Origin of the sequence: Methylomonas sp. MED-D (assembly GCF_050276835.1) — a bacterium.
GTDB classification, from domain to species: Bacteria; Pseudomonadota; Gammaproteobacteria; order Methylococcales; family Methylomonadaceae; genus Methylomonas; species Methylomonas koyamae_A.
Genome location: NZ_CP189965.1, coordinates 31,511 through 51,126, shown reverse-complemented (window position 1 = coordinate 51,126; position 19,616 = coordinate 31,511). Strand labels below are relative to the sequence as shown.

Annotated in this window: 19 protein-coding genes; 4 read left to right on the top strand and 15 right to left on the bottom strand. The window is 57.8% G+C overall.

Annotated features, from left to right (window positions below; translation table 11 throughout):
• Position 1: 1 nt before the first annotated feature.
• From ACQE3E_RS00265 to gshB, 11 genes are all read right to left on the bottom strand, one after another.
• Positions 2–4,147, bottom strand: coding sequence for an EAL domain-containing protein (locus ACQE3E_RS00265; RefSeq protein WP_313729409.1), 4,146 nt, complete (start codon positions 4,145–4,147; stop codon positions 2–4).
• Positions 4,144–5,067: a DUF58 domain-containing protein gene (locus tag ACQE3E_RS00260; RefSeq protein WP_281021883.1), complete on the bottom strand. Its 924-nt coding sequence runs from the start codon at positions 5,065–5,067 to the stop codon at positions 4,144–4,146. The genes ACQE3E_RS00265 and ACQE3E_RS00260 overlap by 4 nt, the downstream gene beginning before the upstream one ends.
• On the bottom strand, positions 5,067–6,053 hold the full coding sequence (locus tag ACQE3E_RS00255) for an AAA family ATPase (protein WP_313729410.1): 987 nt from the start codon (positions 6,051–6,053) through the stop codon (positions 5,067–5,069). Before ACQE3E_RS00255 ends, ACQE3E_RS00260 begins: the two co-directional genes overlap by 1 nt.
• Positions 6,054–6,108: 55 nt before the next feature.
• Positions 6,109–6,801, bottom strand: coding sequence for a TIGR00730 family Rossman fold protein (locus tag ACQE3E_RS00250; RefSeq protein WP_064024683.1), 693 nt, complete (start codon positions 6,799–6,801; stop codon positions 6,109–6,111).
• A gap of 61 nt (positions 6,802–6,862) precedes the next feature.
• Positions 6,863–8,143: a dihydroorotase gene (locus ACQE3E_RS00245; protein ID WP_313729411.1), complete on the bottom strand. Its 1,281-nt coding sequence runs from the start codon at positions 8,141–8,143 to the stop codon at positions 6,863–6,865.
• Positions 8,140–9,105, bottom strand: coding sequence for an aspartate carbamoyltransferase catalytic subunit (locus tag ACQE3E_RS00240; protein ID WP_071158491.1), 966 nt, complete (start codon positions 9,103–9,105; stop codon positions 8,140–8,142). Before ACQE3E_RS00240 ends, ACQE3E_RS00245 begins: the two co-directional genes overlap by 4 nt.
• Complete coding sequence (pyrR, locus tag ACQE3E_RS00235; RefSeq protein WP_064024676.1) at positions 9,102–9,623, bottom strand: bifunctional pyr operon transcriptional regulator/uracil phosphoribosyltransferase PyrR; 522 nt, start codon at positions 9,621–9,623, stop codon at positions 9,102–9,104. The genes ACQE3E_RS00240 and pyrR overlap by 4 nt, the downstream gene beginning before the upstream one ends.
• A 73-nt stretch (positions 9,624–9,696) precedes the next feature.
• Positions 9,697–10,143, bottom strand: coding sequence for a Holliday junction resolvase RuvX (gene ruvX, locus ACQE3E_RS00230; protein WP_064024674.1), 447 nt, complete (start codon positions 10,141–10,143; stop codon positions 9,697–9,699).
• Positions 10,136–10,702 carry a YqgE/AlgH family protein gene (locus ACQE3E_RS00225; RefSeq protein ID WP_064024672.1) on the bottom strand — a complete coding sequence of 189 codons (567 nt, stop codon included), beginning with the start codon at positions 10,700–10,702 and terminating at the stop codon, positions 10,136–10,138. Before ACQE3E_RS00225 ends, ruvX begins: the two co-directional genes overlap by 8 nt.
• Before the next feature lie 15 nt (positions 10,703–10,717).
• Complete coding sequence (locus ACQE3E_RS00220) at positions 10,718–11,611, bottom strand: TonB family protein (RefSeq protein WP_281021880.1); 894 nt, start codon at positions 11,609–11,611, stop codon at positions 10,718–10,720.
• Position 11,612: 1 nt separating this feature from the next.
• Positions 11,613–12,563, bottom strand: a complete 951-nt coding sequence (gene gshB / locus ACQE3E_RS00215) for a glutathione synthase (protein ID WP_064024669.1) — start codon at positions 12,561–12,563, stop codon at positions 11,613–11,615.
• A 139-nt stretch (positions 12,564–12,702) separates the two neighbouring features.
• Here gshB and rpmB point away from each other — a divergent pair, with 139 nt between their 5' ends.
• Together rpmB and rpmG are read left to right on the top strand one after the other, a co-directional pair.
• Entirely contained in the window at positions 12,703–12,939 is a 237-nt protein-coding gene (rpmB, locus tag ACQE3E_RS00210) for a 50S ribosomal protein L28 (RefSeq protein WP_064024667.1), read from the top strand.
• 11 nt (positions 12,940–12,950) lie between these two features.
• Positions 12,951–13,106, top strand: coding sequence for a 50S ribosomal protein L33 (gene rpmG, locus ACQE3E_RS00205; protein WP_064024665.1), 156 nt, complete (start codon positions 12,951–12,953; stop codon positions 13,104–13,106).
• 51 nt (positions 13,107–13,157) lie between these two features.
• On the opposite strand, the gene ACQE3E_RS00200 is transcribed toward rpmG, so the two are convergent.
• Positions 13,158–14,507, bottom strand: a complete 1,350-nt coding sequence (locus ACQE3E_RS00200; protein ID WP_064024663.1) for a cyclic nucleotide-binding domain-containing protein — start codon at positions 14,505–14,507, stop codon at positions 13,158–13,160.
• 146 nt (positions 14,508–14,653) lie between these two features.
• On the opposite strand from ACQE3E_RS00200, the gene ACQE3E_RS00195 reads away from it, so the two are divergent.
• Positions 14,654–16,000, top strand: coding sequence for a DegQ family serine endoprotease (locus tag ACQE3E_RS00195; RefSeq protein WP_064024691.1), 1,347 nt, complete (start codon positions 14,654–14,656; stop codon positions 15,998–16,000).
• A 46-nt stretch (positions 16,001–16,046) separates the two neighbouring features.
• On the opposite strand, the gene ACQE3E_RS00190 is transcribed toward ACQE3E_RS00195, so the two are convergent.
• The 3 genes from ACQE3E_RS00190 to rep form a co-directional block, all read right to left on the bottom strand.
• Entirely contained in the window at positions 16,047–16,313 is a 267-nt protein-coding gene (locus tag ACQE3E_RS00190) for a hypothetical protein (protein WP_082885312.1), read from the bottom strand.
• Positions 16,313–16,531: a ribbon-helix-helix protein, CopG family gene (locus ACQE3E_RS00185; RefSeq protein WP_064024659.1), complete on the bottom strand. Its 219-nt coding sequence runs from the start codon at positions 16,529–16,531 to the stop codon at positions 16,313–16,315. The genes ACQE3E_RS00190 and ACQE3E_RS00185 overlap by 1 nt, the downstream gene beginning before the upstream one ends.
• Positions 16,532–16,601: 70 nt before the next feature.
• Positions 16,602–18,653, bottom strand: a complete 2,052-nt coding sequence (gene rep / locus ACQE3E_RS00180) for a DNA helicase Rep (RefSeq protein WP_427501128.1) — start codon at positions 18,651–18,653, stop codon at positions 16,602–16,604.
• Between the two features lie 230 nt (positions 18,654–18,883).
• Between rep and ACQE3E_RS00175 the strand changes: the two genes are divergently transcribed.
• Positions 18,884–19,474, top strand: coding sequence for a Uma2 family endonuclease (locus ACQE3E_RS00175; RefSeq protein ID WP_313729414.1), 591 nt, complete (start codon positions 18,884–18,886; stop codon positions 19,472–19,474).
• The last annotated feature ends 142 nt before the right edge of the window (positions 19,475–19,616 follow it).

Below are 19,616 nucleotides of genomic sequence, written 5' to 3'. Positions count from 1 at the left end.
ATCAAGCGTCCTCGGTGTCCGGTTCGGGTTCGGCGACCAGTAGCGCGTACAGCGCATCGTGAACGGCCCGCACTTGCTCGAACCCGTTGCGAGCGACCGCGATTTCGCCGGCATCGTAGCGATGTTTTAAGTCGCTGGCCAAGCGATGACGTTCCTGGTGCAGGACCTCTATTTGGTTCAACCAGGCCTGACTGTGTTTGTTCCCTGCCTTGGCCTGTTTCAACCAACGGCCCAAATGGCATTTACGCGGATTCAATATCGGCCAATGCCGGTCGGCACCGGATTCCGCATTCAAACTGTCTCGCAGATGCTCCAGCCAGTGGCGGGTGTCGAATTTGCGGATCTCGACCAGGGCCCGATCCGGCGCCAAACCGGCATTGGCGTAATGCCGCCATTCCGAATACGGGCGGTAGGCGGCGATCCAGGCCGGCAGATCGGCGGCCGGCATCGGCCTGGCAATGGCATAGCCTTGCAGCAATTGACAACCCATCAACAACAGGACGGTACCGTGATCCGGGTTTTCGACCCCCTCGGCGATAACCCGGCGCCGGAACGCCTGACTCAACCCAATGACGCTCTCGATGATCGCATAATCGTCCGGATCGTCCAGCATGTCGCGGACGAAGCTTTGGTCGATTTTGACGGTATCCACCGACAAGTGCCGCAAATGGGTCAGCGACGAGTAACCGGTGCCGAAATCGTCGAGGGCGATGCTGATGCCCAACTCCTCGCGGCAATGCCTGACGGTACGGTTGACCGCGGTCAAATCGTCCAGCGCGGTGCTTTCCAGGATCTCCAGTTGCAGATAGGTCGAGTCGACCGCCGGATATTGGGCCAGCGTCGCCTCGATGTGCTCGTACAGACCGGGCCACAACAGATGGTAGGACGAAACGTTGACGCTGACTTCCAAGTTCAAGCCTTGCGCTTGCCAGTCGGCGAGTTGTCGGCAAGCCTCGGCGATCACCCAATTGCCGATCCGGATTTCCAGTTCGGTGGAGGCGATGGCGGGAAGAAAGCTCAGCGGCGGCACCAAGCCTTGCTCGGGATGCCGCCAGCGCAGCAAGGCCTCCGCGCCGGTCACCCGACCGGTTTGAATGTTGACCTTGGGTTGGTAGTACAGGCAAAACTGGCCGGCGCCAAACGCTTCCTCGATTTCCTTGAGGCGCAGATTGCGGTGAATGATTTGCTGGTCGCGGTTGGTATCGAACAGGCGGAAGCAGTTCTTGCCGGCCATTTTGGCCTGATACATAGCTTGGTCGGCATGGCGCAACAAGGTATCCGGGTCTGCGTCGTCCAGTGGAAACACCGTGAATCCGGTGCTGGCGCCGACCTCGACCGGCTGGTCGTCGATCAGGATGGGTTGCGAGATCGCCCGGTGGATGCGCAATATCGCTTGTTCGCATTGTTCGACCGACTCGATGCCGCCCAACAATAACGCAAATTCGTCGCCGCCGTGGCGGGACACGCTGTCTTCCTCGCGGATGCCGCCCTTGATGCGTTCGGCAATTTCGACCAACACCCGATCGCCGGCGTCGTGGCCGAACTGATCGTTGACCGGCTTGAAACCATCCAAATCCAGGAAGCAGATCGCCAGCAGCGACGGTTCGCGCTTGGCGTGGGCGATGGCCCGGTTCAGCCGGTCGGCGAACAAAATCCGGTTGGGCAGGCCGGTCAGCGGATCGTAATGGGCGATCAACTCCAGCAATTGCTGTTGCTGCTTGGCGTGGGTCACGTCCGAGAACAGGCCGATATAGTGGCTGGTATTGCCGTCGGCGTCGCACAATGCCGAGATCGTCAGATGTTCGGCATAGAGTTCGCCGTTTTTCTTCCGGTTCCACAACTCGCCGCGCCAATACGAATTGAGCCGCAGGGTTCTCCAGATGTCCGCGTAGAAATCGGTTGGGTGTTTGCCGCTTTGCAAAAACCTCGGATTTTGTCCGAGGACTTCGGTGCGGCTATAGCCGGTAATGTCGCAAAAGGTCGGATTGACATCGATGATATTGGCGTTGGCGTCGGTAATCAGGATACCTTCGTGGGCATCGCTGAACACCCTGGCCGCCAGCCGCAAATGTTCCTCGGCGCGCTTGCGTTCGGTAATGTCGCGGGTCAGGCCCAGCAGCGCGGTGATCCGCCCCTCGGCGTCGCGCATCGGCACCGAATGAGTGTCCAGCCAGCGATGGCGGCCCTTCAAGCCGATAATTTCGAATTCCAAGGTTCCCGATACGCCGGCAAACACCCGCCGACTCAAGCCTTCGAAAGCGGCGCGGTACTTGGGCACGATCAGTTCGGCCAAATCCAGCGCTTGCGCCTGTTCCAGACTCTCGGCGCCTATCATGTCCAAACCGGCCGGATTGATCTGCAACAAACGGCCGGCGGTATCCAGCAGTTTCACGCAGTCCGGCTCTGAATCGACGATGGTGCGCAACTTCACTTCCGATTCTCGGGCCTTGGCCGCGGCCGACTGCAATTCGGCGACGGCGTTTTCCAATTCGTCGGTGCGTTCCTCGATCAAGGCTTCGACGTGAGCGGTGCGGCCACTGACGATCAGTAGCAACACGTTCAGCAAACTGGCGAAGCATAAACCGCCGATCAAGGTAATCCAGGGCAGCGACGAGCCTTGCGCTGCCACGAAGCCGCTACCCGGACTGACCGTGATTTGCCAAGTTCGGTCGGCGAACGCAAAGCGATGGTGCCACTCTTTCAGAGCGTATTTGCCGGTCAGGCTGTCGATGGGTTTGGCGAACAACACCGCCAAGGTTTCCGGAGCGCCAAGATCTTCGATTTTTAAACCGAATTCGTCCAAACTCAAACCCTGGGTGACGATGTCGACCATTTTGGCCGGCAGAAGCACCGCCGATATATAGCCCTCGAATACCGGCGCATCGATGCTCGATGCTTGCTTGATCAGCGGTGCCGATACCAGTATGCCCGGCAAACCGGCGGTATCCTGAATCAAATTCAAAAGCGGCGAGGCGCTAATCTTGCCGGTTTCGCGAGCGTAATCCTTGGAGGCTTTACTAGCCGAATTGGCGCAGGAATCCAGGCCGAAGGCGGCCTGATTCCCCGGCATGGGTTCGATAAACGCAACCGGACAATATTCCGGACGTAATTCGGCCGGCGCCAGCGAGCCGTCGGGCCGGCGCTCAGTCACTCGAAACTCGCGGTAACCTTCCGCGCGCACCGATGTTTCGAAGGCGGCCAACCGTGCCGCTTTGACCAGCGGCAGCCATTCCAGGGCCTGAATCTCCGGATGGCGCAACAAGATGCCTTGGGCGAACACCGCGAACTCGCGGCGGGTCACCTCCTCGGACGCCACGAACACATCGCGCAGGGCCAGGGTATTGTCGAGTACATTGGCTGCGTACTCGGTCAACAAGCGCTCGATCTCGCCGGCACGGTTATCGAATGCCACCTGGATGCGAGCCTGCTCGGCCCGAAACACCTGAACGAAAACCAGCACCAAAGCCAACAACGCGGCCAGCAACGGCAGCGCGACGCTGATCCCGCGCGGCCGCCAGAGTTCGCGAGGCATCCCGAACCAGCACAACAACAGCGGCGTAACGACGGTAACGCCGAGACAGTCGCCTATCCACCAGTTACGCCAAGCGCTTCCCAACTGCTCGGGTGGCATGAATTGCGCGGCGGATAGCGCGGCAACGCCGACGCTCGGGGCGATCAAGCAGGCCAGCGGCGCGGTCAGCACAAAGAATCCGAGTATCGAGCGCGGGCTGTCCAATTTCGGCAGTCCGGGTTCCAGGTATTTCGCGGATAAATAGCAGGCGGCCAACACCTGCAAGGTGCTGCCGCCGCCTATCACCAACGCGGTCAGCGCCGAAACCAGCGAATAGTGTTCGGTAAAGTCGGCGATCGCCAGAAACTGGGTCGCGGTCGCGCCTAACCAGACGCCGGGCCACAAGCGGCGGCCCCAGATCAGCAACGCGGCCAGCGCGATACCCGCCGGCGGCCACAGCGGACTGGCATAGCCCGGCGGAATCACGATATTCAAGCCGGCCCAGCCGCTGGCGAACATCGCGGCGGCCAACCAAAACATGGCTTTGATGCCGGCGGGCGGCAGGCTTCGGCTTTCGCGGCCGACCTGGCCGAACCCATTGTCTACGATGTTAAACATCGGCGGCATCGCGTTCATGCCCGGCCTCCGGGTGCGGGCAAGGTCGGTCCCAAGGCCTGCCGCGGAAGCTGCTGAGTACTGCATTGCAGCCACGACAAGCGCAATTGCTTGCTCAAGCGCTGCAGCAAGGTTTGGCGTTGCTCGAAACGTTGGCGATGCGCCTCAGCTTGCCGACGGTCGGCGGCGTCGACGATCAGTTCGCGCCAACGGTCCACCAGTCGGAATCTGCCGCTCGCCGGCAAGGCAAGCTCGAACGGATCGAAAATTTGCACCAATACGATGTCGCAGTGGCGAGCCAGATAAGCCAAATGATTTTCGGCGGCGGCGTTCAGTCCGCGAAAATCGCTGAGGATATAGACCCGACTGCCGGGGCGGGCGTGGTGCAGCAAACGCGCCAACGGCTGGTCCAAACCGGTCACCGGGTCGCCGGCAAAATCCGGCCGAACCAGCGCGTTCAGGAAACGCAACACGGCGGCCTTGCCGTTTTGCGGCTTGAATTCCTGGCAGCCGTGTTCGGCGAAAATCTGCCCGCCGATCCGGTCGCCCTGATGCCAGGCGGCCCAAGCCAGCAGCGCCGCTAGTCTGGCGGCCTGTACCGCCTTGAATACGCCTCGAGTCGCGAATTGCATGCTGGCGCGATAATCGACGGCAATAAACATCGGCCGCTCGCGCTCTTCGCGATAGATTTTGCTGTGCGGTTTGTCGGTGCGGGCGGTCACCCGCCAATCGATGCGGCGCACGTCGTCGCCGGGTTGGTACAAACGGGTTTCATCGAAGGCCATGCCGCGCCCCTTGAAGCGCGACAGATAATGTCCGCCCTGGCTGGCGCGAATCGTGCCGCTGCCCAGTTTCAACGCGGCGGCCGGTTTGGCCAAATCGAGCAGCGTCTTTAAGTCGACCGCGATGCGTTCGTTGCCGGCGATTTGGAACTGGTTCATCAGGGTACCGCGATACGGGCGATCAACTCTTTGATGACGTGGTCCGGACTGATGCCTTCCGCTTCCGCTTCGTAGGACAGAATCAAACGATGGCGCAGCACGTCGTAGGCCAGGTCCTGGATGTCGCCGGGATCGACGAAATCGCGCTGTTGCAGCCAGGCCTTGGCCCGGGCGCACCGGTCCAACGCGATGCTGGCGCGCGGGCTGGCGCCGTATTGTATCCAGCCGACCAAGTCCTGGCCGTACGCGCCCGGATTGCGGGTTGCCAGCACGATTTGCAGCAAATACTGCTCCAGACTTTCAGCCATGTACAAATCCAGCACCTCGGCGCGCGCCGCGAACAAAGTTTGTTGGCCGACCTTGGTCGGCGCCGCGGTCTTATGCGCCAGCTCGCCGCGCGCCTCGGCTCGGGCCAGGTGCAGAATCGCCTGCTCGTGACTCGGGCTGGGATAATCGATTTTGACGTGCAGCAGGAAACGGTCGAGCTGGGCTTCCGGCAACGGGTAGGTGCCTTCTTGTTCGATCGGGTTTTGGGTGGCCATGACCATGAACAAGGGCGGTAGCGGGTAGGTGGCCTTGCCGACCGTGATCTGGCGTTCCGCCATCGCTTCCAAAAGCGCCGCCTGCACCTTGGCCGGCGCCCGATTGATTTCGTCTGCCAATATCAGGTTGTGAAACAGCGGACCTTTTTGAAATTCGAAGCTACCTTGTTGCGGACGGTAAATTTCGGTGCCGGTCAAATCGGCCGGCAGCAGGTCTGGCGTGAATTGCACCCGATGGAAATCGGCTTCCAGACCCTGACCCAACACATTGATGGCACGGGTTTTAGCCAATCCCGGCGCGCCCTCGACCAGCAAGTGGCCGTCGGCCAGCAGCGCGATCAGCATCCGCTCCACCAGAACGGCCTGACCGATGATTTGGGTGTTGATGTGGGCTTGCAGTTGTTGGAGGGCGGCTTGGCTGGTACTGAGACTGGTCTCGGTCATGTCGAATAAAATCCTGGTTTAAAGCAAGGTTGTGACAGATGGCGGCCCGGAAAGTTTAATTGCGCCGCTGTTGGTCTTTCCATTCCCGATGGGCGATCATGATGTCGACGACTTGGCGGGGATCGTCGGTGATCGTGATCAACGACAGGTCCTCCTCGGAAATCGTACCGTATTCCAGCATCTTGCATTTCATCCAATCCACCAATCCGTTCCAGAAATCGCCGCCGAACAAGACCAGCGGCAACGGATAGATCTTGTGAGTTTGCATCAGCGTCAACGCTTCGAAGAACTCGTCCAACGTACCGAAACCGCCGGGCATGCACACGTAACCCATCGAATAGCGGACGAACATGACCTTGCGGACGAAAAAATAGCGAAAATTCAGCGACAGGCTTTGGTAGGGGTTGGGCTTTTGCTCCATAGGCAACTCGATGTTCAGACCGATGGAAGTCTGGCCCTGGGCCAGCGCACCCTTGTTGGCGGCTTCCATGATGCCCGGCCCGCCGCCGCTGATGATCGCGAAACCCTGTTGGCTGAGCAGCTCGGCCAATTCGACGGTCTTTTGGTAATAAAAGTGTTCCGGCTCCAGCCGCGCCGAGCCGAAAATGGAAACCGCGTCGCACAGATCCGACAGTTCGTCGAAGCCTTCGGTGAATTCGCTAATGATCCGGAAAATGCGCCAAGACTGATCGCCTTTCAAGTCGTCGATGATGCTCGGCGAGCTATTCCTGTTTTTGATACAAACCATGGGTATTCCTGAAAGATGCCGCGTGGCGGCGCAAAATGGGGTTAGCGGAGGCGAGCTAGCATCATCCGGGTGGCAATCGATACGCCAATCTACCGCCGAGCAGGGTGTGCGTGACCCGGCCGGTCAAGGTTTGTCCCCAATAGGGCGTATTGCAACCGGCGCTCAGCCATTGGCCACGTTCGACCCGCCAAAGGTACTCGGGATCGAACACGCAAACGTCGGCGGGGCGCCCCGGCGTCAGCGAGCCGGCGTTCAGGCTCAATATACCCGCCGGCTTCTCGGTGAGACTGGCGATGGCGCGCGCCAGACTCAAGCCATGTTGGCGGGCGTAGGCCAAGGTCAACGGCAGCAGCGTCTCCAACGCGGCGACGCCGGGCTCGGTTTCCGGAAACGCGCCGAGTTTGGCGTCCAGGTCGTGGGGCTGATGGTCGGAACAAATCGCGTCTAGCGTACCGTTGGCGAGACCGTCGCGCAGATATTGGCGGTCGATATCGTTGCGTAGCGGCGGAATCACGTGGTAATTGCTGTCGAACGGCGTAATGTCGTTCTCGGTTAGGTGCAGTTGGTGTACCGCGACGTCGGCGGTGACGTTCAGCCCGTATTTTTTCGCCTGCTGAATTTTAATCACGGATTGCCGGCAGCTGACTTGACTGATATGCACGCGGCAACCGGTCAGCTCGGCGAGTTCCAGGCACTGGGCCAACGCAATCGACTCGGCCGCTTCCGGAATGCCCGGCAGACCGTAACGGCTGGCAACCGCGCCTTCATGGGCGCACCCCTTGCCGCTCAGCGAGGCTTCGTTGGCGCGATACATCAACAGCAGACCGTGACTGCCGGCGTATTCCATGGCCCGGCGCAGGATCAACAGGTTGGCGAGCGGCGCGCTGGCGTTGCCGACCGCGATGCAGCCGGCCTGTTTCAGTGCGAACATCGTGCTCAGTTCGCTGCCCGCCAGGCGTTGCGTCAAGGCGGCGACCGGGTGGATTTGCGGGTATTCGGCTTTTTCGGCCTTGTCCTTGATGAATTCGACGACGGCCGGCGTATCGATGACCGGTTGGGTATCCGGCGGCAGGCACAACGAGGTGACGCCGGCGGCCAGCGCGGCGCGCGATTCGCCGAGGATATTGCCTTTTTGGGTTTGGCCCGGCTCGCGCAGCCGCACGCTCATATCGACGAAGCCGGGACAAACGATTTGGTTGGCGGCGTCGATAATTTGATCCGCACTGAAGTCGTCGCCGACTAAACCGACGATTTTACCGTCGGCGATCGCCAGATCGGCTTGGGCGTCGATTCGATTGGCCGGGTCGATCACCCGACCGTTCTTGATCAATAGTTTGCTCACGCCGTTCCTCCCTGACCGGACATCGTCATCGACATAATCGCCATTCTCACCGAAATACCGTTACTAACCTGTTGCAGAATCACCGACTGGGGACCGTCGGCGACGCTGGAGGCAATCTCCACGCCGCGATTGATCGGGCCGGGATGCATCACGACGGCATCCGGCTTGGCGCGTTGCAGCCTGGCCTCGGTCAAACCGAAGCAGCGAAAAAATTCGCTTTCGCTCGGCAAAAAGGCCGAATTCATCCGCTCTTTTTGCAATCTGAGCATGATGACCACATCGACATCGCTCAAACCTTCGTCCATGTCGTGTACGGCGACGACGCCCATGCTGGCGACCTGAGCCGGCAACAAGGTTTTTGGGGCGATGACCCTGACTTCGGCAACACCCAAGGTATTCAGCGCGACGATTTGCGAGCGGGCTACCCGCGAATGCAGAATGTCGCCGACGATGGCGACTTTCAGGCCCTCGAAACGCTGTTTATATTGGCGGATCGTGTACATATCCAGCATCGCCTGGGTCGGATGGGCATGTTGACCGTCGCCGGCATTAATCACGCTGATATGCGGCGCGACATGCTGCGCGATGAAATGCGCGGCGCCGCTCAATGCGTGACGGACCACGAACATGTCGACGTGCATTGCTTCCAGGTTATGTATCGTGTCCAGCAGGCTTTCGCCCTTGGCCGTTGACGAAGTGGCGATGTTCATATTCATCACGTCGGCCGACAGCCGGGCGGCGGCCAGTTCGAACGTGGCGCGAGTACGAGTACTGTTTTCGAAAAACAGATTGACGATGGTTTTGCCGCGTAGCAGCGGCACTTTTTTGACTTGATGCTCCGACATGCCGGCGAAGGATTCGGCGGTGTCGAGGATCTCGGTCAACAGTTCGCGGCTCAGACCTTCAATGGATAGAAAATGCTTGAGCTTACCCTGCTCGTTGAGCTGCAAATGCTTGGTCATGCAGGTACTCCGCTAGGGGTTTGAATTTCGATGCCCAAGGGTTCCGGGCCGGTCAGTTTGATGCGCTGATTGCCGGACAAATCGATGCGGATGCCCCGGCAATCCGGTTGCAGCGGTATCTGCCGACCGTCGCGTTCTATCAACACTGCCAACACCACTTGGTTGGGCCGGCCGTAGTCGAAAATTTCGTTCAGCGCGGCCCGCGCGGTGCGACCGGTATAGAACACGTCGTCGATCAAAATAATGTCGCGGCCTTCCAGATGCGGCGGCAATTGGCTGGTTTTGATCTTGGGATGCATGCCGATTTGCGAAAAATCGTCTCGGTAAAAGGTGATGTCCAACAAGCCCAACGGCTCGCTGCCGCCCAAGCGGCGATGCATGTGATTGGCGACCCAGGCGCCGCCGCTATGAATCCCGATCAGCAGCGGGTTGTGCAGCTTGCGTTCGGCGATTTGCTGGCGTATCGCCAACTCCAGCGCGTCGAGTAATACATCAATGTTTAAAGTAGCGGTTGACATGGCGGTTGGCGGTTGGATTGTAATTATTATAGGAAAAACCAGCGAAGAAAAAACCGGGCCGAAGCGGCCTCGACTAGCGGTCGAACCAGCTCTGCAGAATGATTTGAGCGGCCAATTGGTCCTGCACGGCCCATAGTTTAGCAGCGCTGACATGCAGATCGTCGTACAGCATTTGCTTGGCGGCGAACGTGGTCAGGGTTTCGTCGATCTGATGCACCGGCAGTTGGTAGCGGCCGTGCAATTGCCGGCAAAATTTCCGCATACGGGGGGTGATGACGTTGTCGCTGCCGTCTTGTTGCCGGGAAATGCCGACCACCAGGCCGACCGGTTGCCATTCGACAATCAATTTGCCGATGGCTTGCCAGTCCGGCACTTGCTGAATCGAGCGCAACGTGGCCAGCGGACTGGCGATGCCGGTGTCGGCATGGCCGACCGAGACGCCGATTTTCTTGTTGCCGAAATCGAAACCCAGATACGTGTCGCTACTCAGTTTGGCGGCCAAGGGGTCGCGGTTAACCATGGCCGGCCGGCGTGGTCAGGCGATTGATGTCGATGCCAAGTTGGCTGGCGGCGGCATTCCAGCGCTGGCTGATCGGCGTGTGATACAGGATCGTTTCGCCGGACGGGGTATTCAGCCAAGCGTTTTCGACGATCTCTTTTTCCAGTTGGCCGCTACCCCAGCCGGCGTAACCGAGAGCGATCAGATAATCCCTAGGCCCCTTGCCCTTGGCAATGGCTTCGAGGATGTCGCGCGAGCTGGTTAACGTAATGTTTTCAGCGGTCGGAATGCTGGAATCCCAGTGCTGTTCGCAAAAACCGTGGATGACGAAGCCGCGTTCCTGCTGCACCGGTCCGCCGGCGAAGACCGGCGTTTCCAGCACGTCGTTCAGGTCGCAATCGATGCCCATTTGTTCGAAGATGTCGCGCAATTTCATACCGGTCGGTCGATTGATGACGATACCCAGCGCGCCTTCGTCGTTATGCTGGCATAGGTAGGTCACGGTATGAAAAAAGTGCGGATCGGCCAAACTGGGCATGGCGATCAGAAATTGGTTATTCAGATAAGTCGCGTCTGTCATGGGAATACTGTTGGGCTAGCGGGCGGTCATCCCGGTTTCGTCTGAAAATTTCCAGACTCTGGTTATTACCAAAACGTTCACTTCGCGCATCAATTCCTCGGGCAATTCGGCAAACGGCGCGCTCATCTTGACAATCCGCTTGGCGGCATCGTCCAAGGCCGGGTTGCCGGAAGACCGGACGATGCGCATGCTGTAAATACTGCCGTCGGCGTTGATGCCGACATCCATGGTCAGCATTTGCTGGGAGCCGGCTTTACGCGCAGCCTCAGGATAATTCAGATTGCCGGTACGCTCAACCTTGTCCTCCCAATCCTTGACGTATTGCGCCGCCAAATATTTATGCGTGCTGATGGCGTTGACGGACTTGATCTTGGTGTTTTCGGCGCTGAGCTGGCTGGCCCGGATACGTTCGCCAAGTTGGGCGATCTGCTGTTGCAAGGCTTCGGCCGACAATTTCGGTTTGTCTTCGAGCGGCTCGGCCACCTGTTCCGGTTCGACCGGCTGCTCGGGGCGCGATTCGACCTTGACCGGCGCTTGCGCCTGGGTCAGGACTTTTTGCACGACGGGTTTGGGAGACGGTGCCGACGGCACGGGCGCGGCTTTAGGCCGCGGCTGACTTTCGGTTTGTTCCGCTCTCGGTAGAGTTTGCGGAATCGTCGCCGGCTTGCGGGTTTCGCGGCCTGCGCCGATCTGGTGATCGGCGGCCAAGTATTTGGCTTCCTTGGGCGCCTGCTTGGCCGGCGCGTGCGAGACCGTGATTTCGATCGATTTGTCGGCCTTGGGCGGATGCGGCGCGGTGAAATTGACGCCGAGCAGGACCGCGACATGAATGATCGCCGCGACGAATAGCGCGGTGAGCAGCGTGTCGCTTTGCGATAACGGCGTTGGCGTCAATGGCGGTGCGGACATTTTAGGCGGATACCTTGGCGGCGATATGGTCCATCAACTGGGCGCTGATGTTGATGCCGAATTGCTTGTCCAATTCCTGAACGCAGGTCGGGCTGGTAACGTTGACTTCGGTCAGATAGTCGCCGATCACGTCCAGACCGACAAAAATCAGACCTTTTTCGCGCAACACCGGGCCGACTTGCTCGGCGATCCAGCGATCCCTGGCGCTCAATTCGCGTCCTTCGCCGCGGCCGCCGGCCGCCAGATTGCCCCGGCTTTCGCCGCTGGCCGGGATGCGGGCCAAGCAATAAGGCACCGGCTCGCCGTTGACCATCAAGATGCGTTTGTCGCCGTCCCTGACCTCCGGCAGGTATTTTTGCGCCATGATGAAGCGGCTGCCGTGGTCGGTCATCGTTTCCAGAATCACGCTCAGGTTGGGATCGCCTTCGCGGACGTAGAAAATCGACGCGCCGCCCATGCCGTCCAGCGGCTTCAGAATGATTTCGCGGTGCTCCGCCAGGAATTCGCGGATGCGTTGCCGTTCGCGAGCCACCAAGGTGTCGGTGCAGCATTGCGGGAACCAGGCCGTGTACATTTTTTCGTTGGCGTCGCGTAGCGATTGCGGCTTATTGACCACGTAAACGCCCTGACGCTCGGCCTGTTCCAACATGTAGGTCGCGTAGATGTATTCCTGATTGAACGGCGGGTCCTTGCGCATGATAATCGCATCGAGATCGGCCAATTCAATGCGTTGTTCGCCGGTAAACTCAAACCATCCGTTCGGATTGCGCTCCACCCTCAGCAGCCGGCTGCGGGCATAAGCATGGCCGTTGCTGAGGTAAAGATCGGCGAGCTCCAGATAATGCAATTCCCAGCCTCGCGCCTGGGCCTCCAACAGCATGGCGAAACTGGTGTCTTTCTTGATGTTGATTTGGTCTATGGGGTCCATGACCATGCCGAGTTTGATAGCCATTGCTGTCCTTTCGCGGGGAAAACCGGAGAAAATAAGTCCGATTCTATCAAATTTATTTTCCGGGCTGTGGTTTACCGGCTTAAGTTTTTTTGATATAAAGCGCGGCTATTTTGAATTAAAAGCTCGCACTGAGGTAGTCATGTCCAGAGTATGCCAAGTAACAGGTAAAAACCCGCTGAGCGGCAATAACGTGTCGCACGCAATGAACCACACCAAAAGACGTTTTCTGCCCAATCTGCATTACCACAGATTTTGGGTCGAGAGCGAAAACCGTTGGGTCCGCTTGAGAGTGTCGCCGAAAGGCATGCGCATCATCGATAAAAACGGCATAGACTCAGTGTTGGCCGACATCCGCAAACGCGGCGAAAAAGTTTAAGGAGACTGACCATGCGCGACAAAATCAAATTGGTATCCAGCGAAGGCACCGGCCATTTCTATACCACCACCAAAAACAAAAAAACCATGCCCGAAAAAATGGAGATCAAAAAATACGATCCCGTCGTTCGCAAGCATGTGATGTACAAAGAAGCCAAAATCAAATAAAGGCTTTCCGTCCGCTGGATTGGGCCGGATGCCATCGCATCGCCGGCCCGGCTAGCGCGGTTTTTTCAATTCGGCCAGTTCGGCCTTCAACGCTTCAGTGTATTTGGCGAGTGCCAGATACTTCATCTCCAAAGCCTTTTTCTCGGCATCCAAAATATTGTATTTGGTCTTCAGTTGCTGCAACAAGCGGCGCATGCGGACCGTATCGTCTTGCAGCGACGACGATTCGGCGAACGATGCCTGGGTCGTCGCCGGCAAACTGCTGACCGGTTGCGGTTCGCTACCGGTGGTGTCGATGAAGTTGCTGGTTTCGACGCCGTCGTCGATCGGAAACGACGAGGCCGTTTTCAATTGACCGGGATCGATCTGGTCTAAACCGCCGTTCAGGATCAAAGCGTTGAATTTGTGCCGGAGCAGGATGAACGCGGCGGTGGCGCTCATGCGGCCGCTTTGGCAAACCACCACGATGGGGTGTTGACGATTCAAGGTCTTGATCTGCATCCGCAACGAGTAAAACGGCACGTTGATACTGAGCGGCAAATGACCTCGGCGATATTCGTCCGGCTCGCGCACGTCGATCAAATCGGCGCCCTTGGCCACCAGATCCTGCATCTCGTAATAATCGACGTACTTCAACGTGGGCGTCTTGATCAGCGTGATGAAGGCTTCCTTGGCCAGGCGCAACAACGACACCTCGGTCAGCGCGGTGATCGAAACGTTACGAGGCTCGCCGGAAATCAGCGCATCCTCGCCGAAGGTATCCTGATTGCCCAACTGCGCCAATTTAATGTCCTTGGCGTTGGGCGCCGGCTTGCGGCTGACCAGACATTGGCCTTTCTTGACGATGTAGTAATAGTCGCCGACATCGCCTTGCCTGACAATGACGTCGCCGGGATTGAAGCGGACCTCCTGCAAACCCATCAAAATTTTTTGCAAATTGGCGGGAGGCAACGCGCGAAATACCGGGGACTTCAACAACGTCGTCATCCAATCGTCGTTTTCCTCGACATCGTCAACTATCATATAACTCTCGGTTTCTTCGTACGGCGGCTCTTGCGCGGCCCTGATCATATCAGCACTCAAGCGTAAAAATCGAATCCTGCTATCCGCGAGCGCATTGACTTTTCGTGGGATCTGGTGCGCTAGCGCGAAGCGGGCCGACGTGCCGCCGGCCTTGATGGTTTCTATCGTCAACTCGTCAGTCTGCAGTGTGACGCTGCCGTCGATCAAATAAATCAGATCGTTACGATCCTCGCCGTAGCGAAACAAATAATCGCCCACTTCGGCCTGTTCGATCTCGACCAGCCCGCACAACTCCTCGAACTTGTTGAACGGCAGCGTCGACAGCGGTATCAGTTGCCGGATGACCCGGCCTTCGGCGGAATGGATATCGACAGCCACGGGTCAGTTGCGGATAAAAAGTGGTGGGATTGCGTCGGATGCACTTGAATTATGATAGAACATTATTACTTATAGGCTTGTAGAAACATTTCGTCATCCAGCTTGTCCATGCTGGCATTTTTAACCGCCTAAAACCCGAAACCATGATGAAGATTACCCGATTGTTACTGATTATAGCGATAGGTCTCCAAAGCACCGGGGGCATGGCCGCGCTGCCTGGCCAAGTGGATGGCAGTCCGCTGCCGTCGTTGGCGCCGATGCTGGAACAAAGCATGCCCGCCGTGGTGAACATTTCCACCTCCACCAATGTGCGGATGCAGGAAAATCCGTTGATGAACGATCCGGTGTTTCGGCGCTTCTTCAACATACCTAACAATCCGCGCCAGCAACAAAAAAACAGTCTCGGTTCCGGCGTCATCGTCGATAAGGATCAAGGTTACGTGCTGACCAATAACCACGTCATCGACAAAGCCGACAAGATCACCGTGACCTTGGCGGACGGCCGGCAATTGAACGCCAAACTGCTCGGCGCCGATCCGGAAGCCGACGTGGCGGTTATTCAAATTCCGGCCGACAATCTGACCGCGTTGAAAGTCGCCGACTCCGGCCAACTCAAGGTCGGCGACTTCGTCGTGGCGATCGGCAACCCGTTCGGCCTCGGCCAAACCGTGACCTCCGGCATCGTCAGCGCCTTGGGCCGCTCCAATTTGGGTATCGAAGGTTACGAAGATTTCATTCAAACCGACGCCTCGATCAACCCCGGCAACTCCGGTGGCGCGCTAGTCAATCTGCGCGGCGAATTCGTCGGCATGAACACCGCGATTCTGGCGCCCAGCGGCGGTAACGTCGGTATCGGTTTTGCGATCCCGTCCAACATGGCGATGCGTTTAATGGAGTCGTTGGTCCAGCATGGCGAAGTCCGCCGCGGCCTGCTCGGCGTGACCACTCAGGATTTGACGCCGGATCTGATCAAGGCCTTTTCGTTGAAAAGCCAGCACGGCGCCGTGGTCAGCCGGGTCGAAGCCGGTTCGCCGGCCGAGAAAGCCGGCCTGGAACCCGGCGACATCATCGTCGGCATCAACGGTCAGGACGTCAAGGGCGGCAGTGCCCAAATCCGCAATGCCGTCGGCTTGCTGCAAATCGGCGATACCGCCAATCTGGACGTCGTGCGCGGCGAAGAGCGGATGAATCTGCAAGCCACGATAGGCAAACCCAAGCGTCCGCAATTGGCCGGCGACAAACTGCACCCCACGCTGAGCGGCGCGGCGCTGGGCGTGACGCCCAAGGATCAGGTCGAAGGCGTGTTGATCGAGAAGGTCGAGCAAAACTCCAAGGCCTGGAAAACCGGCTTACGCCCCGGCGACATCATTGTCACCGCCAACCGCTACCGGGTGCGCAATCTCGATGAAATAAAACAGGTGGTTAATCCGAATGCCCCGCTGCTGGTCAATCTGCAACGCGGCGGAGAAGCGTTTTTCGTAGTACTGCAATAAATTGAAAAAAGCCGGGGTAAACTGGATTGCCCCGGCTTTCATCGAGCTACTTCGCACTATTCGGAAAATAGAACGACACGATTAACGTAATTAACGGCAAAGCACCGATCTTTATCAGCTCAAAAATATCCGCCAACGCTTTGTTGTCGGGATAACTGGCGTATCCAACGAATACCCCAATACAAATCGCCGCCATGCCCATTAACACCTGGCGGGCCAATTTTAGCCTATCGCTCTCGTCGAGTCCGACTTGGCTATCGCTCCGAAAAGCATCGTTGATATCAACGTCCCGGGATTGCGGCTTTTCAGCCATCAGACCCCCACAATTCTGCCGATGGCTTGCAATTCATGACTGTCGGCATTTTCGCGCACGATACCCAATGAATTGCCCTTGGATTTCTCCTGCTCGGCAACAGCCAGCAACGCGAAAGCCCGGCGCATGGCTTCGGCTTTGCTGATGCCTTCCTTGCGCGAAATTTCGGTGAGTTTTTGGTCGATCTCGGCGGAAAGATCTATCGTAAAGCGTGGCATGTCAATGCTCCTAAAAGTGAAACCGTCGACACAAAAGACTACTGCGAAATTACTGTAAATACAATGCAAATCAACTCAGCATCGCCTTCAAATTGGCCAAATTGGCCTTGCCGCGCTGTTTGCTTTCTTCCGGTGCCAACTGTTTCTTGTTGGCCCACTCCAAATCCTCTTCCGGCAATTCCGCCAAAAACCGGCTGGGTTCGCATTCGGCCATTTCGCCGTAGCGCTTGCGATGGGTGCAATAACTGAAGGTTAAGGTCCGTTGGGCGCGGGTGATACCCACGTAGGCCAGCCGGCGTTCTTCCTCGATGTTGTCGGTCTCGATGCTGTTTTGATGCGGCAGCAGGTTTTCTTCCATGCCGATCATGAACACATGCGGAAACTCCAGACCCTTGGCGGCGTGCAGCGTCATCAGACTGACTTGATCGCCGGCCTGCTCTTCCTGGTTGCGGTCTAGGATGTCCAGCAACATCACCTTGGCGATGACTTCGGCCAGCGACTTCCCGGCGCCCGCCGCATGCGTCGCGCTAGCTCCGGCATCCCCGTCGCCGTTAGCTCCGTCTTTTACGGCGATGCGCTCCAGCCATTCGACCAGTTCCAGCACGTTTTTCATGCGCCGTTCGGCCGCCGCCGGCGTTTTGCTGTTTTCCTGCAACCAGGATTGGTAATGAATCTGGTCGATCAGACGGTGGATGGTCTTGAAGGTGTCGCCGGTTTCGACCTCGCGGGCAGTGTCGGTAATCAGCTCGCAAAACTTGTGCAAACGTTGCGTCGATTTTTCCGAGATGCGCTGTTGCAAGCCGAACTCGCCGCAGGCGTCGAACAGACTGATATGCCGTTCGTTGGCGTAAGCGCCGAGTTTTTCCAGCGTGGTCGGGCCGATCTCGCGGCGTGGGGTGTTGATCACCCGCAAAAATGCCGCGTCGTCACCGGGATTGACCAACAAGCGCAGATAGGCCAACACGTCCTTGATCTCGGCGTGAGAAAAAAACGAGGCGCTACCGCTGATGAAGTAGGGCACGTTGTTCTCGCGTAATTCCTTCTCGAACAACCGCGACTGATGATTACCGCGATACAGAATCGCGTAATCGCCGTACGAGCCGCCGGTCTTGAAGCGGTGGTGGACGATTTCGGCGACGATCTGCTTGGCCTCGGCAATGTCGTTTTTATGGCTCAGCACTCGCAGCGGGTCGCCGAAACCCAGCTCGCTCCATAATTTCTTTTCGAAGGTATGCGGATTGTTGGCGATCAGGTGGTTGGCGACTTTCAAGATTCGCCCGGCCGAGCGGTAGTTTTGCTCCAGCTTGATGACCTGCAAGCGACCGTAATCCTTCTGCAGCTGGCTTAAGTTCTCAGGTTGCGCCCCGCGCCAGGCGTAAATCGACTGGTCGTCGTCGCCGACCACGGTAAAGCGACCCAGGTTGCCGGCCAACAGTTTGACCAACTGGTACTGAGTGATGTTAGTGTCCTGGTACTCGTCCACCAGCAAATAACGAATCCGGTTCTGCCATTTTTCCAGCACCGCCGCATGCTGTTGAAACAGCAACACCGGTAACAGAATCAGGTCGTCGAAATCCACCGCGTTGTAGGCTTTCAGGCTGCGGGTGTAGGCCTCGTAAAGCCTGGCCGGCGCGTGGAGCGCCGCGTCCGGTAAATGCAAGGCCTGCTTGGGCGTAACGAAGGCGTTCTTCCATTGGCCGATCTGCCAGTTGTATTCATCGATCTGATCCTCTTCGCAATCCTTGATGCCGTGGCTGACTAGATTTTTCAACAAGCTCAGCCGGTCTTGCTCGTCGAACAGACTGATACTGGATTTGTACTCCAGCGTCTTGTACTCGGCGCGCAGTATGTCCAAACCCAACGAGTGGAAGGTCGAGACTCTGAGGCCCCGGCTTTGCTTGTCGTCCAACAGTTTAGACACCCGGCTCTTCATCTCCCGCGCCGCCTTGTTGGTGAAGGTCACCGCCGCGATATGCCGGGCCTGCATGCCCTGCTGCACCAGATAGGCGATTTTCTCGGTAATCACCCGCGTCTTGCCGCTGCCGGCACCGGCCAACACCAGCAGCGGATGATCGATGGTTTTGACGGCGGCGAGTTGTTGCGGATTGAGTTTGGGGGACACGGACGGCGAATACAGCGAAACAACGAAGCGCTTATTATCTCAGGCCGAGGTGGTTTGTGCCGAGAGCATTTGGGGCGCGGCATTACAAGAACCCCCTGTAAAAAGGAAAGCAGGAAGTTGCCTGCTATTTTAGTTTTTCCGTAGAATTGAACGCCTATCGAGCTTCCCGCCATTTGCAGCACCGTCATTTGGTCTGCTCCCTTAATTGCGATGATTTGCCGAGGTGATTCATGTCCGCCGTGGTTAAACAAACTCACTACACCGCCGAAGAATACTTAAGCCTGGAACGCAGCGCCGCGATTAAAAGCGAATTCCACGACGGGCAAATCCATGCCATGACCGGTGCCAGCCGCGAGCATAATTTGATAACCATCAATATCGCTGGAGAGTTACGAAGACAACTGAAAAACCGCCCCTGCGAAGCCTACGTCAACGACATGCGGGTCAAGGCCGCCAAGGCCCGCAGCTATCATTACCCGGATGTCGCCGTGGTTTGCGGCAAACCGGAGTTCGAAGACACCCAGTTGGATACCTTGCTCAATCCCACGCTGCTGATCGAAGTGTTATCACCGTCCACCGAGGCCTACGACCGCGGTGCAAAGTTTGCCGATTATCGAAAAATCGCCAGTTTGCGCGAATATCTGCTGGTTATCCAGGATCAGCCCGGCATCGAGCGCTATCTGCGCCAAGGCGAAGTCTGGATATTGAGCGAATCGCTGGGATTGGACGCGAACGTGCCCCTTGAAAGCATCGACTGCCAACTCAGCTTGCGCGAGGTTTATGACAAGGTATGCGAGGACGGCGAAAATCAGGTGGGTTAAGCTAGTCGTGTTTCAGCAGCGGTGCTAGCGCCATCGGTTACTATCATGCGGAGAAACGCCTGTCGGATTACGCGGGTTTTGCAAGACCTGGCGCCGATGAATTTCTGCTGGCTTGTTGCTCGGTTTGGTGCTTATTTAATTA